The 14,766-nt window shown below is 74.2% G+C and carries 14 protein-coding genes; 10 read left to right on the top strand and 4 right to left on the bottom strand.

Annotated features, from left to right (window positions below; all coding sequences use genetic code 11):
- The 3 genes from F9B16_RS41955 to F9B16_RS41945 form a co-directional block, all read left to right on the top strand.
- Nucleotides 1-1,914 (top strand): SpoIIE family protein phosphatase (locus F9B16_RS41955; protein ID WP_151545834.1); only part of this gene is annotated, 1,914 nt, incomplete at its 5' end.
- A gap of 42 nt (nt 1,915-1,956) precedes the next feature.
- Nucleotides 1,957-2,457 (top strand): inorganic diphosphatase, encoded by a 501-nt coding sequence (locus tag F9B16_RS41950; RefSeq protein ID WP_151545833.1) that lies wholly within the window; start codon nt 1,957-1,959, stop codon nt 2,455-2,457.
- A 209-nt stretch (nt 2,458-2,666) separates the two neighbouring features.
- The gene (locus tag F9B16_RS41945) at nt 2,667-3,557 is read left to right on the top strand and encodes an RNA polymerase sigma-70 factor (protein WP_151545832.1); all 891 of its coding nucleotides are present in this window, start codon (nt 2,667-2,669) and stop codon (nt 3,555-3,557) included.
- A 4-nt stretch (nt 3,558-3,561) separates the two neighbouring features.
- On the opposite strand, the gene F9B16_RS41940 is transcribed toward F9B16_RS41945, so the two are convergent.
- Nucleotides 3,562-4,068, bottom strand: a complete 507-nt coding sequence (locus tag F9B16_RS41940; protein ID WP_151545831.1) for a hypothetical protein — start codon at nt 4,066-4,068, stop codon at nt 3,562-3,564.
- Nucleotides 4,069-4,107: 39 nt separating this feature from the next.
- On the opposite strand from F9B16_RS41940, the gene F9B16_RS41935 reads away from it, so the two are divergent.
- Both F9B16_RS41935 and F9B16_RS41930 read left to right on the top strand, forming a co-directional pair.
- The gene (locus F9B16_RS41935; RefSeq protein ID WP_151545830.1) at nt 4,108-5,049 is read left to right on the top strand and encodes an HpcH/HpaI aldolase/citrate lyase family protein; all 942 of its coding nucleotides are present in this window, start codon (nt 4,108-4,110) and stop codon (nt 5,047-5,049) included.
- A 301-nt stretch (nt 5,050-5,350) separates the two neighbouring features.
- Nucleotides 5,351-6,508 carry a CPBP family intramembrane glutamic endopeptidase gene (locus F9B16_RS41930; protein ID WP_151545829.1) on the top strand — a complete coding sequence of 386 codons (1,158 nt, stop codon included), beginning with the start codon at nt 5,351-5,353 and terminating at the stop codon, nt 6,506-6,508.
- Here the strand turns inward: F9B16_RS41930 and F9B16_RS41925 are convergent.
- Nucleotides 6,494-6,889 (bottom strand): NUDIX hydrolase, encoded by a 396-nt coding sequence (locus F9B16_RS41925; protein WP_151545828.1) that lies wholly within the window; start codon nt 6,887-6,889, stop codon nt 6,494-6,496. The genes F9B16_RS41930 and F9B16_RS41925 overlap by 15 nt on opposite strands.
- An 83-nt stretch (nt 6,890-6,972) precedes the next feature.
- Here F9B16_RS41925 and F9B16_RS41920 point away from each other — a divergent pair, with 83 nt between their 5' ends.
- The 4 genes from F9B16_RS41920 to F9B16_RS41905 are packed head-to-tail and all read left to right on the top strand — an operon-like array spanning nt 6,973 to nt 10,239.
- The gene (locus F9B16_RS41920; protein WP_151545827.1) at nt 6,973-7,620 is read left to right on the top strand and encodes a DUF6758 family protein; all 648 of its coding nucleotides are present in this window, start codon (nt 6,973-6,975) and stop codon (nt 7,618-7,620) included.
- Between the two features lie 38 nt (nt 7,621-7,658).
- Nucleotides 7,659-8,588, top strand: a complete 930-nt coding sequence (locus tag F9B16_RS41915) for a PHP domain-containing protein (RefSeq protein WP_151545826.1) — start codon at nt 7,659-7,661, stop codon at nt 8,586-8,588.
- A gap of 9 nt (nt 8,589-8,597) precedes the next feature.
- On the top strand, nt 8,598-9,308 hold the full coding sequence (locus tag F9B16_RS41910; protein WP_151545825.1) for an MBL fold metallo-hydrolase: 711 nt from the start codon (nt 8,598-8,600) through the stop codon (nt 9,306-9,308).
- Between the two features lie 4 nt (nt 9,309-9,312).
- A complete protein-coding gene (locus tag F9B16_RS41905; protein WP_318839290.1) occupies nt 9,313-10,239 on the top strand; it encodes a RecB family exonuclease in 927 nt (308 codons plus the stop codon).
- 4 nt (nt 10,240-10,243) lie between these two features.
- Here F9B16_RS41905 and F9B16_RS41900 read toward each other — a convergent pair whose 3' ends face one another.
- Nucleotides 10,244-11,152, bottom strand: coding sequence for an oxygenase MpaB family protein (locus tag F9B16_RS41900; RefSeq protein ID WP_151545824.1), 909 nt, complete (start codon nt 11,150-11,152; stop codon nt 10,244-10,246).
- Nucleotides 11,153-11,273: 121 nt separating this feature from the next.
- The gene (locus F9B16_RS41895) at nt 11,274-12,485 is read right to left on the bottom strand and encodes an extracellular solute-binding protein (protein ID WP_151545835.1); all 1,212 of its coding nucleotides are present in this window, start codon (nt 12,483-12,485) and stop codon (nt 11,274-11,276) included.
- Between the two features lie 277 nt (nt 12,486-12,762).
- Here F9B16_RS41895 and F9B16_RS41890 point away from each other — a divergent pair.
- On the top strand, nt 12,763-14,766 hold a 2,004-nt coding region (locus tag F9B16_RS41890; protein ID WP_151545823.1), incomplete at its 3' end, for a sensor histidine kinase.

The raw sequence follows: 14,766 nt of genomic DNA, 5'->3' as shown, positions 1-14,766 counted from the left end.
CCAGCCGACCCCGGCTCCGCGCGCGGCGGTTCCGCGTCCGGCGGTTCCGCGTCCGGCGCGCCGGACGCCGCCGTGCCCGACGCGGGCGGCGAGCGGGTCTGGGTCTGCGCGTGCCTGCCGGTGCGCGGGCCCGGCGGCGCGATCCTCGGCGCGGCGCTGATCGTCCAGGACGAGACGGTCCGCCGCGGGGTCGAGGACGCCATCACCCGCCGCACCGAGCGGTACCGGTCGCTGGTCGAGGCGACGACCCCGGTGGTCTGGACGACCACGGCGGACGGCGCCGCCGGCGAGGACGCGCCGCACTGGCGCGCCGTCACCGGCCAGACCCCCGAGGCGTACGCGCGGGGCGGCTGGATCGCGGCCGTGCACCCGGAGGACTACGACCGCGTCGCCGCCGAGTGGCGCGACTGCATGCACGACGGCCGCGTCCTGGAGGTGGACTGCCGCGTCCTCACCGCGTCCGGCGGGCGGCGGCACTTCGAGGTGCGGGCCGTCCCGATCCGGCGGGACGGCGCCGTGATCGAGTGGGTGTGCGCCGGGACGGACGTCACCGGCCGCCGCGACGCCGAGGAGATGCGCGGCCGGCTCACCGGCCAGCTGTCGGCCGCCGCGCTGCGCACCGCCCGGCTCCAGCAGGCCACCTCGATGCTCGCCGAGGCGCTGACCGTCGGCGAGGTCGTCCGGGTCATCGTGGAGGTCGGCCAGTCCGCGGTCGGCGTCGACCACTGCACGGTCGCGCTGCTGGACGAGGGCCGGACGCGGCTCACCCCGGTCGCCCCGGCCGACGACCCTCCCGGCACGGGCACGGGCACGGACGCGGGCACGGGCACGGGCATGGACGCGGGCACCGGATCGGACGGGCCCGGCGTGTGGCCCGACACCGTCGCCGTCGCGGAGCCGACCGTGATGTCGGCGGCGGCGCGCGACGGCCGCCCGTTCGTCGCCGAGAACCCCGTCGAGCTGCGCCGGCAGCTGGGCGAGGCCGCCGCCGCGACGGAGATGCTGCGCGGCCCGGGCGAGCAGGCGTGGGTGGCGCTGCCGCTGCTGGCGGCGGGCGCGCCGATCGGCGTGCTGCGGTTCGCCTTCACCCGGACCCGGTTCCTCACCGAGGACGAGCAGGTGTTCCTGGAGGCCCTCGCCGGGCAGTGCGCGCTGGCGGTGGAGCGGGCGCTGCTGTTCGAGCGCGAGCACCGCACCGCCGAGCAGCTCCAGCGCAGCCTGCTGCCGGGCGACCTGCCGAGCTCCCCGGAGCTGCGGATGGCGGCGCGCTACGACCCGGTGACCCGGCACGTCCAGGTCGGCGGCGACTGGTACGACGTGTTCAAGCTGCCCGGCAACCGGCTCGCGGTCGTCGTCGGCGACGTGATGGGCAAGGGCGTCCTGGCCGCCGCGATCATGGGCCGGGTGCGCAACGCGCTGCGCGCGCTCGCGCTCACCGACCCGCGGCCCGCCGCCGTCCTGTCCGGGCTGGACCGGCTGTTCAGCGCCACCGAGGACGCCGAGCAGTTCACCACCGTCGCCTACCTGGTGATCGACCCGTCCACCGGCCGGGGCCTGTACACCAGCGCCGGGCATCCGCCGCCGCTGCTGCTGCCCGCGGGCGGGCCGGCGGGGCTCAGCGACGTCGAGGCGGGCACCCCGCTCGGCTGGCCGAGCCACCGGCAGCAGGCGAGCTTCTCGCTGTCGCCCGGCGACACCGTCGTGCTGTACTCCGACGGCCTGGTGGAGAACCGCCGGCGCGGCGTCGACACCGGCCTGAGCGACCTGGTCGCGGCCGCCGCGGAGCTGCCGCCGGACGCCGCCGCCGACCCGCGCCGGGTCGTCGACCACCTGGTCGCCCGGCTGCTCGCGGGGTACGAGCAGTCCGACGACGTGACGCTGCTCGCACTGCATGTTCCGGCACCGGGGGAGTAGGGGACCCCGGTACGCCGGGTACGACCCTGCGGGGGAGGCACCATGGAAATCGAGATGATCGTCGAGATCCCGCGGGGATCGCGCAACAAGTACGAGATGGACCACCGGCTCGGGCGCATCCGCCTGGACCGGATGCTGTTCACCTCCACGCAGTACCCGGTGGACTACGGCTACATCCCCGACACGCTCGCCGAGGACGGCGACCCGCTGGACGCGATGGTGCTGCTGGAGGAGCCGACGTTCCCGGGCTGCCAGGTGTCGGTCCGCAGCGTCGGGGTGTTCTGGATGCACGACGGCGGCGAGCCCGACGCCAAGATCCTCACGGTGCCGGCGCGGGACGTCCGCTACGCCTCGATCAACGACCTGTGCGACGTGCCGAAGTACTTCCTCGACGAGATCGCGCACTTCTTCGACATCTACAAGAACCTGGAACCCGGCAAGGACACCGACGTGCGCGGCTGGCAGGAGCGCGACGTCGCCGACCGGGAGATCGGCCAGTCCATCGAGCGCGCCGCGGACGCCCACCTCGCCCGCACCCGCTAGCCGTCCCGGGCGTTGCGCTCCGGTGCCCGCTGCCGGTGCCCGGTGCCGCGGTGCCGCGGTGCCCGGTGCTCGGCGGGATGTCCGGCGGCGGTTCCCGGCGGGGGGTGTCCGGCGGCGGCGGGCCGCGGTTATGTCACGATCCGGGCGAGTGTCCCGTCCTCGGTGGTGAGGGCGGGCGCGCGTGCCCGGCCGTGAAAGGCTGAACGATCATGTCTGATGTCTTCGAGGAGCACCGCAACCTGCTGTTCGCGGTCGCCTACCGGATGCTCGGCACCGCCGCGGACGCCGAGGACGCCGTCCAGGACGCGTGGCTGCGCTGGTCCGCCGCGGACCGCTCGGACGTCCAGGACCCCAAGGCCTACCTCGTCCGGATCACCACGAACGTGGCGCTGGACCGGCTGCGGTCGGCCCGGGCGCAGCGCGAGACCTACATCGGCCCGTGGCTGCCCGAGCCGATGCTGACCTCGCCGGACGTCGCGGCGGAGGGCGCCGAGCTGGCCGAGTCGGTGTCGATGGCGATGCTGGTCGTGCTGGAGACCCTCAGCCCGCTGGAGCGCGCCGTGTTCGTGCTGAAGGAGGTGTTCGGCTACCCGTACGCGGAGATCGCGCGGGCGCTGGACCGCACGGAGACGTCGGTGCGGCAGCTCGGCACCCGGGCGCGCAAGCACGTGGAGGCGCGCCGTCCCCGGTTCGAGGCGGGCGGCGCCGAGCGGCGCGCCGCGACCGAGCGGTTCCTCGACGCGGTCGTCGGCGGCGACATCAACCGGCTCATGGAGACCCTCGCCCCGGACGTGACGCTGTGGACCGACGGCGGCGGCAAGGTCCGCGCGCCGCGCAAGATCGTGCACGGCGCCGACCTCATCGCCCGGTTCTTCGCGGGCATCGTCGACCGCCCGTACGAGGGCGTCGACCCGGGCGACTGGCTGCTGCGGCGGGTCGAGATCAACGGCGGGCCCGCGGTGGTCGTGTCGGGCCCGGACGGGCCGATCAGCGTGATCAGCGCCACCGTCGGCGACGACGGGCGCGTCCGGGACATCCAGCTGGTGGCGAACCCGGACAAGCTCCGCGCGATCGCGGAGGGCCGCACGCTGCCGATGTGACGGGCTAGCGGTCGGCGCCGCGGCGCCTGCCGCCGAACATCCTCGGCGGCGGGCCCGCGGTGGTCGCGGGGGTCGGCACCGGGCGCACCGTCGCGTACGCCTCCGGGGCCGGGTCGTCCGCCGCGTCCACGGGGGTGAGCCGGACGATCCACGACTCGGCGGCCCAGGTCTCCACCTGCCCCTCGTGGCCGCGGGCGTTCAGCCGCTCCTTGGCCAGCAGCGGCGTGACCTCGTCCCACAGCTCGCCGCCGGGCTCGACCTGCGCGCAGTCGGCGGTGAACGCGACGAGCCGGCCGCCCTTGTCCTTGCTGCGCAGGATGACGGTGACCCGGTCGGCCTCGGGGAGGCCCGGCAGGGGCTGCTCGCCCTCGCCGCCGGTCAGCACGTACGCCGACCCGTCGTGCCAGACGTGCCAGGCGGCGCGCGGCTGCGGCAGCCCGGGCAGGTCGAGCCAGAGCAGTCCCGACTTCTTCGCCGCCTCTTCGACCAGCGCGCGGTTCAGCTCACCCACGCCGAAAGCGTCTCACACCCGGTGGATAGCATCCGGCTCATGCGGTCTCGACGTACCACCCTCGCGGTCCCCGGCAGCAATCCCCGCTTCATCGAGAAGGCGCAGGGGCTCCCGGCCGACGAGATCTTCCTGGACCTGGAGGACGCCGTCGCGCCGTCGGCGAAGGAGGGCGCGCGCAAGACCGTCGTCGCCGCGCTCAACGACGGCGACTGGACGGGCAAGACCCGCGTGGTGCGGATCAACGACCTGGAGACGCACTGGGCGTACCGGGACGTGATCGAGGTCGTCGAGGGCGCGGGCGCGAACCTCGACGCGATCATGCTGCCGAAGGCGTCGGACGCCACGCACGTCCAGTGGCTCGACCGGCTCCTCACCCAGATCGAGAAGGCCACGGGCCTCGAGCCGGGCCGCATCGGCATCGAGGCGCAGATCGAGGACGCCAAGGGCATGGTGAACGTCGACGCGATCGCCGCGTCGTCGCCGCGGCTGGAGGCGCTGGTGTTCGGCCCCGGCGACCTGATGGCCTCGATCAACATGCGGACGCTGGTGGTCGGGGAGCAGCCGCCCGGCTACACCGAGGGCGACGCCTACCACTACATCCTCATGCGGATCCTGATGGCCGCGCGCGCCAACGACCTGCAGGCGATCGACGGGCCGTACTTCAACGTCCGGGACGTGGACGCGTTCACCCGGGTCGCGAAGCGCTCGGCGGCGCTCGGGTTCGACGGCAAGTGGGTGCTGCACCCGGCGCAGATCGACGCGGGGAACGCGGTGTTCTCCCCGTCGCAGGAGGACTACGACCACGCCGAGCTGATCCTGGACGCCTACGAGCACTACGTGACCGTCGAGGGACGTGGCGCCGCGACGCTCGGAGACGAGATGATCGACGAGGCGTCCCGGAAGATGGCGTTGGTCGTCGCCGCCAAGGGGCGCGCCGCCGGGATGGCCCGGACCAAGCGCTTCGACGCCCCGGCGACCTGACGGGACGTACCATTCGTCCCACATGGGGACATCGTCGCGGGGAGAGGACCAGGTGCCGATGGCAGGGGACGAGAACGGCTGGGCCCCGCTCGATCCCGGCATGTCGGACACGCCCGACCATGGGCCGCTGCCCGAACCCGCCATGCCCCATCCCGCCATGCCCCAGCCGCCCGGACCGCCCGGACCGCCCGGACCGCCCGGACCGCCCGGACCGCCCGGACCGCCCGGACCGATCGCGGCTCGGCCGGCGCCGGCCGGCTGGACGTGGCCCGCCGGCCAGGACGTCCCACCGTCCCACCCGGTGGCCCAGCCCTACCCGGGCCAGTACGGCACGCCGCCGCCACCGCCCTACGGCGCTCCGTACGCCGCGCCCTACGGCCCCTACGCCCCGCAGGCGTTCACCGGGTACGGGCCGCCGCGGCCGAAGGGCCCGTGGACGGCCGGCCCTCCGCCCGGAACCCCGTTCCACCGGATGGCGCGGACGCCGCTGCACCGCTGGTGGCGGCCGCTCGCCGGCAGCGCGGCGATCATCGTCGCGGGCATGGCGCTGATGATCGGCATGCTGGTCGTCGCGATCGTCATCCGGGTCATCGCGACCGGCGACGCGCCCGACACCGGGAACGGCTCGGACACGATCCTCGGGAACTCGACCGCGGACCTGGCGTTCAACCTGGCCGCCATCGCGGTCCTCCTGCCGGTGGCGCTGCTCGCCGCGTGGCTGCTGCAGCGGCGCAGGCCCGGCACCCTCGCGTCCGTCGCCGGCCGGGTCCGCTGGCGCTGGCTGCTCACCTGCTGCGGCCTCGCCGTCGGGTTCTGCGTGCTGTCGTACGGGTCGTCGATCGTCGCGAGCGCGTTCCTCCCGGACGACTCGTCCGGCGGCGAGCACTGGGTCGGCTGGGGCCGGTTCGTCCCCGCGGCCATCGTGATCATCCTGCTGGTGCCGCTCCAGTCGTCGGCGGAGGAGGTCGTGTTCCGCGGCTGGCTGCTGCAGGCCGTCGGCGCCTGCACGCTGGAGACCCGCACCGGACGGGTCGGGCGCGCCTTCAGCGCCGTCTTCCGCACCCCCTGGCCCGGGATCATCGTCGGCTCCGCCGCGTTCACGTCCCTGCACGGCTACACCGGCTGGGGCATCCTCGACATCTTCGTGTTCGGCGCGGTCGCCGCCTGGCTCGCGACGCGGACGGGCGGGCTCGAATCCGGCATCGCGCTGCACGTGTTCAACAACCTGCTGGCGTTCCTCGGCCCCGCCGCCGTCGGACAGCTGGACATCGAGCAGGGGTCCGTGCCGTGGCAGGCCGTCGCCGCCGACGTCGTGCCGATGCTGCTGTACGCGGCCGTCGTCGTGTGGCTGGCGCGCCGCAAGAAGATCCAGACCGTCACGCCCGGCCCGGCCGGCGACGCCGGACCCGACGCGCTCCCGCAGGACCCCGAGCCCGCGTTCGTCTCACGGCCCCAGTAGCCCCCACGACTCCAGGGCTTCGACCAGGCCGTCCGTCAGGGGGAGCTCGCGCAGCTCCGCCGGGGCGACCCAGCGGGCGTCGGCCGCGTCGTCCCCGGCCCGCAGGACGCCGCCGACCACCCGGGCCTCGTAGTCGTGGATCTCGTAGACGACCCCTCCGGGACCGGGACGGTCCACCGACCCGGCGAGCGCGCCCGCCACCACGTCCAAGCCCGTCTCCTCCTTCAGCTCCCGGACCACCGCGGCGGCGTCGTCCTCGCCCGGCTCGACCCGCCCGCCCGGCACCGACCACAGCCCCGCGCCCGGCGGCCGGCCGCGCCTCACCAGCAACAACCGCCCGCTTCCGTCCCGCACGATCCCGCCGACGCAGCGCACCCTCATGTCACCATTTTGACGCGCCTTGCCCGGTCCGCTACCTCGGGGAACTTGACGGCGCGGGGAACCGGCGCGCAGGGTGGGTAATCATGAGGGCGGAGCCCACATGCCCGCGATGCGCGGGTCCCCTGAGCGCGCCGGGCCTCTGGTCGAGCGACTGGAGCTGCGGCGTGCACGGCGCCGTACTGCCCCGCCAGCCGTCCAAGCGCCCCGGCCCGGACGGGCTGGCGGCGGTGCTCCGGGACACGAGGGTCCCGGTCTGGACGCCCTGGCCCCTTCCGCCGGCCTGGCTCGTCACCGGCTTCTGCAGCGTGGGCGACGAGCGATCGGGCGCCCGCGCGACGGCCGTCGCGCTGTCCGGGCCGGGCCTCCTCAGCGGCCCGGCCGACATGGTGCTGATCGCCGAGGAGCCCGGCATCGGGCTCGGCGGCCACTACGCCGGGCTGGACGGCGGCGACCCCGGCCCGGGGTTCGACGGCAGCCCGCCCGACGCCAAGATCGACATCAGCGGGCCCGCCGCGACCTGCGGGCACTCGGTGCCGATGTGGGCGGTCGGCACCAGGGCGGACCGGGCCGTCTACGTCGGCGAGGCGATGGGCGACTGGCTGTGGGCGGTGCTGTGGCCCGCCGAGGCGGGCGTGCTGATGCTGGAACGCCAGAACCTCCTCGACCTGCGCGAACCCGGCATGGACCTCGACCTGCCCTACGGCGCCTACAGCCCGCGGCTCGACGAGTAGGCGAACGGCCGTCGCCGGCGGCTGTTAGAAAGGGGCGCATGCGCATCGACCTGCACAGCCACAGCGACGCCTCCGACGGGACGCGCCCGCCGTCCGAGGTGGTCCGGCGGGCCCGCGCGAACGGCGTGGACGTCCTCGCCCTCACCGACCACGACACCGTCGCCGGCTGGGACGAGGCCGCCGCCGCGCTGCCGGACGGGCTGACGCTCGTCCCCGGCGTCGAGCTGTCGTGCAAGCAGGACGGGCGCAGCCTGCACCTGCTCGGGTACCTGTTCGACCCGTCCGAGCCCGTCCTCGCCGCCGAGCTGGCCCGGATCCGCGACGACCGCGTCATCAGGGCACGGACGATGGTGGAGCGGCTGCGGGAGCTCGGCGCGGACGTGACCTGGGAGCGGGTCCGCGAACTCGCGCGCGGCGAGGCGGTCGGCCGCCCGCACATCGCGCAGGCCATGGTCGAGGCGGGCGTCGTCGCGTCCCCGGACGAGGCGTTCACCCTGGACTGGATCGCCGAAGGCGGCCGCGCGCACGCCGACCGGTACGCGCTCGACCCGCGGCGGGCGGTCCGGCTCGTCCGGGTCGCGGGCGGGGTGTGCGTGCTCGCCCACCCGCGGACCCGGCGCGGCGGCTACGTCTTCTCCGACGAGGTGATCGCGGGCCTCGCCGCGGCCGGGCTCGCCGGGATCGAGGTCGACCACCCCGACCAGGACGCGGGGGAGCGCGCCGCGCTGCGCGGCCTCGCCCGCGACCTCGGCCTGGCCGCCACCGGCTCCAGCGACGACCACGGCGCGCTGACCGGCGACCGGCTCGGCGCGGAGACCACCGCGCCGGACGCCTACGCCGCCCTCGTCGCCGCGTCCACCGGCACCGGCGTCGTGTCCTCGGGCGCGGAAGCGGTGTCCTCGGGCGCTGATGCGGTGTCCTCCGGTGCTGACGCGGTGCGGCCCGGACCCGTCCCGGAAGCACGGTAGGGTGCCAGCGTGGACGCGCGCATCGAACAGGTGACGACGTCGGGGAAGCTCACCCTCGACGACACCGAGTACGACGTCGAGAACAACACCTACATCGTCGGCGACGACGACGAGGTCATCGTGATCGACCCGGCCTTCGACGCCGACGCCATCCTCAAGGAGGTCGGCGAACGCGAGGTCATGGCCGTCCTGCTCACGGACGGCAACGAGCACCGCCTCGAGGTGGTGCTCGAGGTGGCCGCCGCCGGCGAGGAGGACGAGGAGAACTGGGCCCCGATCGCGCTGCACCGCGGCGACCGGGTGCTGTGGCGGGACTACTTCGGCCGCCTCGCCCGCGAGGAGAAGGACGAGGACGACGCCAAGGCGCTGCGCTCCCTCGAACCGGACATCTGGCTGGAGGACGGCGGCGTCTTCGAGATCGCCGACGCCCAGCTGGAGGTGCTGCACACCCCCGGCCACACGCCCGGCAGCGTCAGCGTCATCAGCGAGCAGCTCGGCGTGCTGTTCTCCGGCGACACCCTGCACCGCGGCCGCCCCGGCTCGATCGGCGGCGTGTACGACGAGCTCGGCAAGCAGCTGAACTCGATCGGCGCGCTGCTCACCCCGCTGCCGAAGGACCTGCGGGTCCTGCCCGGCCAGGGCGAGGAGACGACGGTCGGCGACGAGGACGCCCGCTGGGAGACGTGGGGTTCGCTGGCCCGCGAGCAGGACGACGACTGATCCGGTGTCCGGGGGCGAGCAGCTGGGCTTCGACGGCATGCCCCAGCGGCTCTACGCGTGCACGCCGTCCCGGCTGAACACCTGGCTGGACTGCCCGCGCCGGTACCGGATGACGTACCTGGACCGTCCGATGCCGCCGAAGGGCCCGCCGTGGGCGCACAACAGCGTCGGCGCGGCCGTGCACAACGCGCTGGCCGGCTGGTGGCGGCTGCCGCCCGCCGAGCGGACCCCCGAGGCCGCCGGCAGCCTGCTGGTGCGCGGCTGGCTGACGGACGGGTTCCGGGACGAGGCGCAGTCCGCGCGGTGGCGCGAGCGCGCCCGCGAGATGACCGAGCGGTACGCGGCGGGCCTCGACCCGGCGGACGAGCCGGCCGGCGTGGAGCGCACCGTCGCGGCCCGCACCGACCGCATCGCCGTGTCCGGCCGCATCGACCGGCTCGACGCGCGCGGCTCCGAGCTGGTCGTCGTCGACTACAAGACGGGCCGGTACGTCCAGACCGCCGACGACGCGCGCGGCTCGCTCGCGCTGGCGATCTACGCGGTGGCCGCGTCGCGCGTGCTGCGCCGCCCGTGCCACCGCGTCGAGCTGCACCATCTGCCGTCGGGCGAGGTGGCGGTGTGGGAGCACACCGACGAGTCGCTGCGGCGGCACATCAGGCGGGCCGAGCAGATCGCCGCCGAGGCGTCCGCCGCCGACGACGCGTACCGGGCCCGCGTCCCGGCCCCGCGCCGCGGGGAGGCCCGTACCCGGGTCGCGGCGGCGCCGGGCCGCGATGCCGCGCCGCCGGTCGACCACGCCCCGTTCGACGAGCAGTTCCCGGCGCGTCCCGGCCGGTTGTGCTCGTGGTGCGACTTCGCCCGCCACTGCCCCGAAGGCCGCGAAGCCGCCCCCCGCAAGGAGCCGTGGGCGGCTCTCCCCGACGAAGCCTGACGGGTCAGGCGGCGGTGAGGGCTCGCCGGGTCGGCCAGCGACGTGGGTCGCGGAGGCCGTAGAGGCCCTTGCTGACGTCGTAGCCTTCGGCGGCGAGGTTCTGCCGGGCGCGTTCGAGCATGTCGCGGGTGGGCTTGGCGAACGCGTAGTCGTGCAGCTTCTCCGGCACCGAGTTCATCGCGAGGCGGAACGAGCGGAGCGCGGCGGTGACGGCGGGCTGCGGGACCTCCGGGAGCGCCCCGTACATCTTGCGGGCCCAGTCGGGCAGCGAGTAGTAGCAGAGCGCGCCGAACGGGAAGTAGCCCGGCTTGCCGGGGGCGAGGAACTTCAGGTTCTCCGGCATGGTCGGCCACATCAGGAACCTGACGGTCGCCGCCGCCTCCTCGGTGACGCGCAGGTGCGGGCGCATGCTCGCGAGGTACCGCTCCATCTCGGCGACGCTGCCGGGGACGTCCTCGGGGTGGAGGCCGACGTAGGCGGCGGTGTGGCGCTGCTCGTCCAGGTACTGGTCGGCCATCGCGTCGGTGAGCAGCAGGCCGGCGCGGCGCGCGACCTGGAGGTAGGAGTACACCTCGGCGCAGTGTACCCAGAGCAGCAGCTCGGGCTGGTCGAGGCGCTCCTTCTTGCCGGTGTCGTGGTTGAGGATCCGCAGGCTGCGGTGGATGTCGCGGACCTTGCGGGCCAGCGCGTCGATCTCCTCGTGCGTGCCGAACGTGGCGACACCGACGAAGTCGGCGGTGCGCTGGAGGCGGCCGAACGGGTCCTCCTGGAAGTTGGAGTTCTGCCAGACGCCCCACATGGCCATCGGGTGCAGGGCCTGCAGCATGAGGCTGCGCACCCCGCCGACCCACATGGACCGGTCGATGTGGACGCGCCAGGTCACGCTCTCGGGGGGCTGGACGGTCGCGGTCATTCCCACCTCACCAGACGTCGTGCGACAAACTGATGTAAGTGTCTCATTACCTGGCCATGGCCGCGACACCGGGCCCGGCGCGCCGCCGGTCCCGGCTCGTCCTGGCCGCGATATGCCCTGGTCAGCCCTTGATCTGCGTCCAGGCCTGGGTCCAGCGCTCGTAGTCGACGCAGTCGTTGCCGCGGTCGTCGCCGCAGTCCTTCACGGGGGTGCGCCAGAACGCCAGCCGCTTGTAGAAGTCCGGATCGCCGACGTGGTACGTCGAGCAGAAGCCCTTCGCGGTGTAGGCGCACGCCTTCGGGTTGGCCGGCGCCTCACCGAAGTACTGCGCGACCTGCGCCTGCACCTTCGGCCTGGTGATCCAGTTCATCCACTGGTACATGCACCCCGGATGCTGCGCCTTCGACGAGATCATCCACGTGTCGGACCAGCCGGTGGCGCCCTCGGTCGGGATCGTCGTCGCGACCGGCGACCGCTGGTCCATCGCCAGGTTCGCGGTCACCTGCCACGCGGTGCCCGCGTAGTTGTCGGCGCTCTTGAACGACTGCAGCTCGTCGAGGTAGTTCGCCCAGTACTGGTTGACGTTCGGCCGCTGCTGCTTCAGCAGGTCGATCGCCGCATTGAACTGCTTGTCGTCCAGCTCGTACACGTTCTTGATCTTCAAGTCGGGGCGGTGCGCCTTCAGGTACAGCGCGGCGTCGGCGATGTAGATGGGCGAGTCGTAGGCGACGACGTGCCCCGACGCGGGGGAGTCCTTCTTCCACACCACGTCCCAGGACGTCGGGCGCTGCGCCAGCTTGTCCGTGCGGTACATCAGCATGTTGGCGCCGTAGCCGTGCGGGACGCCGTACATCTGCCCGCCCACCGAGTTGTACGGCTGGTTCTTCAGGAACCCGGCGATGTCGCCGTACCCGCTGAGCAGCCGCGTGTTGACGGGCGCGACCGTCCCGCCGTAGATGAGCCGCAGCGACGCGTCGCCGGACGCGGACACGCCGTCGTACCTGCCGGTCCGCATCAGCGCGACCATCGAGTCGGACGTGTCGGCGACCTTCGCCTCGACCCGGCAGCCCGTCGCCTTGGTGAACGGCGTGACCCAGTCGATCTTCGGGTCGTTCGAGCCGTTCTCCGCGTAGCCCGCCCAGACGACCAGGTCGAGCCGGCCCTCCGAGGCGCCGATCTCCTGCTGCATCGGGATGTCGGGCGGCGGCGCCGTGCCGGACGAGCCGCCGCCGCACCCGGCGGTCAGCGCGGCCACGGTCAGCACGGCGGCGGCCGGCGCGGCCGCCGCGCGCGGGCGCCGCGCCCGGTACGCGCGGTTCGGGGTGTTCGCCATCACGCTGAGAGATCGTAGGGCTATTTTTGGTCACGTGCGCACACAAAATGTGATGATCTGGAAACTGTCGACACACGGCGCGGGATCGTCCTAGGCTTCCGTGCGTTCCGCGCAAACCCGTCGGTTCTGCTGAAACCGCCTGTCGGCCCCTCATCCCCCCGAAGCGAAAGTCGTCATCGAAGTGCCAAAACGAGGCCGCTCCCCGGACCCCGCCGCCGGCCACCGTCGGGTACCCAAGGCGTCGCGGTTCCGCTCCATCCGGTTCAAGGTCGTCCTGATGGTGACCGTCTCGGTCGTCTCGCTCGGCGTGCTCTGGGCCTTCGCCGCGAGCATCGCGCTCGGCCAGGGCCTGAACCTCCGGCACGTCGAGACCGTCCAGGACCATTTCGGCTACCCGTCCGGCGCGCTCGGCAGCGCCCTGCAGAACGAGCGCCGGCTGTCGCTGGTGTACCTCGGCAGTCGCACCGACGGCGACCGCGCCGCGATGGAGTCCGGCCGGCTCGTCACCGACCGGCAGGCCGAGCTGTTCCGCCGCCTCGTGCAGGACCGCGGCGCCCGCGACGCCGCGCCCCCGCAGGCCCGCCGGCTCGCCGACCGCATCGGCGGCGAGCTCGCCGCCCTCGGCACCGGACGGCGCGCCATCGACGCCGGCGCCACCGGCCGCGCCAAGGCGTTCGCCGACTACACCGCGCTGCTGTCGGACGTCGGGTCGCTGCAGGGCTCCCTCGCCACCCTCGACAACTCCGAGGTCGCCAAGGACGCCCGCAACGAGGCGTCGCTGTCGCGGGCCCGCGAGACCCTCGCCGAGGAGGACGCCGTCCTCGCCGGCGCGCTCGCCGCCGGGCGGATGACGCCCGCCGAGCACGCCCAGTTCGTCAAGCTCGTCGGCACCCAGCGGTCCCTGTACGGGTTCGCCTCGTCCGAGCTGCGCGCCGCCGACCAGGCCTACTACCAGCGCGTCACCGGCATGCCGGAGTACACCCGGCTCCGCGCGCTGGAGGACCGGTTCGTCGCGTCCCGCGCGCTCGTCCGGCCGTCCACCGACTCCGGGACGCTGTGGAAGACCACCGCCGACTCCAACCTCACCCGGCTGCGCGGCCTGGAGCTGTCGGTGGCCGCGGGCGCCGAGCAGCGCGCCAAGCCGATCTCCGACGGCATCATCACCCGGGTCGTGCTGGCCGGCGCCCTCGGCCTCCTCGCCGTCGTCGCGTCCCTGGTCATCGCGGTGTGGGTGGCCCGGTCCGTCATCCGCGAGCTGGCCCGGCTGCGCCGCGAGGCGATCGACCTCGCCGACGTCCGGCTGCCCGGCGTGATCCGCCGGCTGCGCCGCGGCGAGGAGGTCGACGTGGCCGCCGAGGCGCCGCCGCTGGCGTTCGGCACCCGCGAGATCGACCAGGTCGGCGAGGCGTTCAACGCCGCCCGCCGCACCGCGATCCAGGGCGCGGTCGAGGAGGCGACGCTGCGCCGCAACGTCAGCGACGTCTTCGTCAACCTCGCCCGCCGCAGCCAGACGCTGCTGCACCGCCAGCTCAAGCTGCTCGACTCGATGGAGCGCCGCATCGAGGTCCCCGACGACCTGGAGGACCTGTTCCGCGTCGACCACCTCGCCACCCGCATGCGCCGGCACGCCGAGGGCCTCATCATCCTGTCCGGGCAGGCGCCCGGCCGCGGCTGGCGCAGCCCCGTCGCGATCGTCGACGTCGCCCGCGCCGCCGCGTCCGAGGTCGAGGACTACACCCGGGTCAACGTCGCGCCGATGACCCGCGCCGCGATCGTCGGGCCCGCCGTCGCCGACGTCATCCACCTGCTCGCCGAGCTGATCGAGAACGCGACCGCGTTCTCCCCGCCGCACACCACCGTGCAGGTGCACGGGCAGGCCGTCTCGCACGGCTTCACCCTGGAGGTCGAGGACCGCGGCCTCAGCATGGACGAGCCGAGCCTCGCGGCGGCCAACGAGCGGCTCGCCAGCGGCGGCGAGTTCGACCTGTCCGACGCCTCGCAGCTCGGCCTGTTCGTCGTCGGCCGGCTCGCCCGCCGGCACGGCGTCAAGGTCACCCTGCGCACCTCCCCGTACGGCGGCATGACCGCGATCGTGCTGCTGCCCGAGGACCTCGTCGTCCGCGCCGACACCGACGCGCTGGAGGCGCCGCCCGCGCTCACCACCCGCCGCGCCGAGGACGCCCTCGTCCCGGTCGGCGCCGTCGTCGGCGGCCGCCGCCCGGACGTGCCCGCCGACGAGGAGCCCGGCGGCGCCGTGCTGCGCCTCCCCGCCGGGCGGCAC

Origin of the sequence: Actinomadura montaniterrae (assembly GCF_008923365.1) — a bacterium.
Classification (GTDB): Bacteria; Actinomycetota; Actinomycetes; order Streptosporangiales; family Streptosporangiaceae; genus Spirillospora; species Spirillospora montaniterrae.
This window is presented reverse-complemented; position numbering and strand designations above follow the sequence as displayed.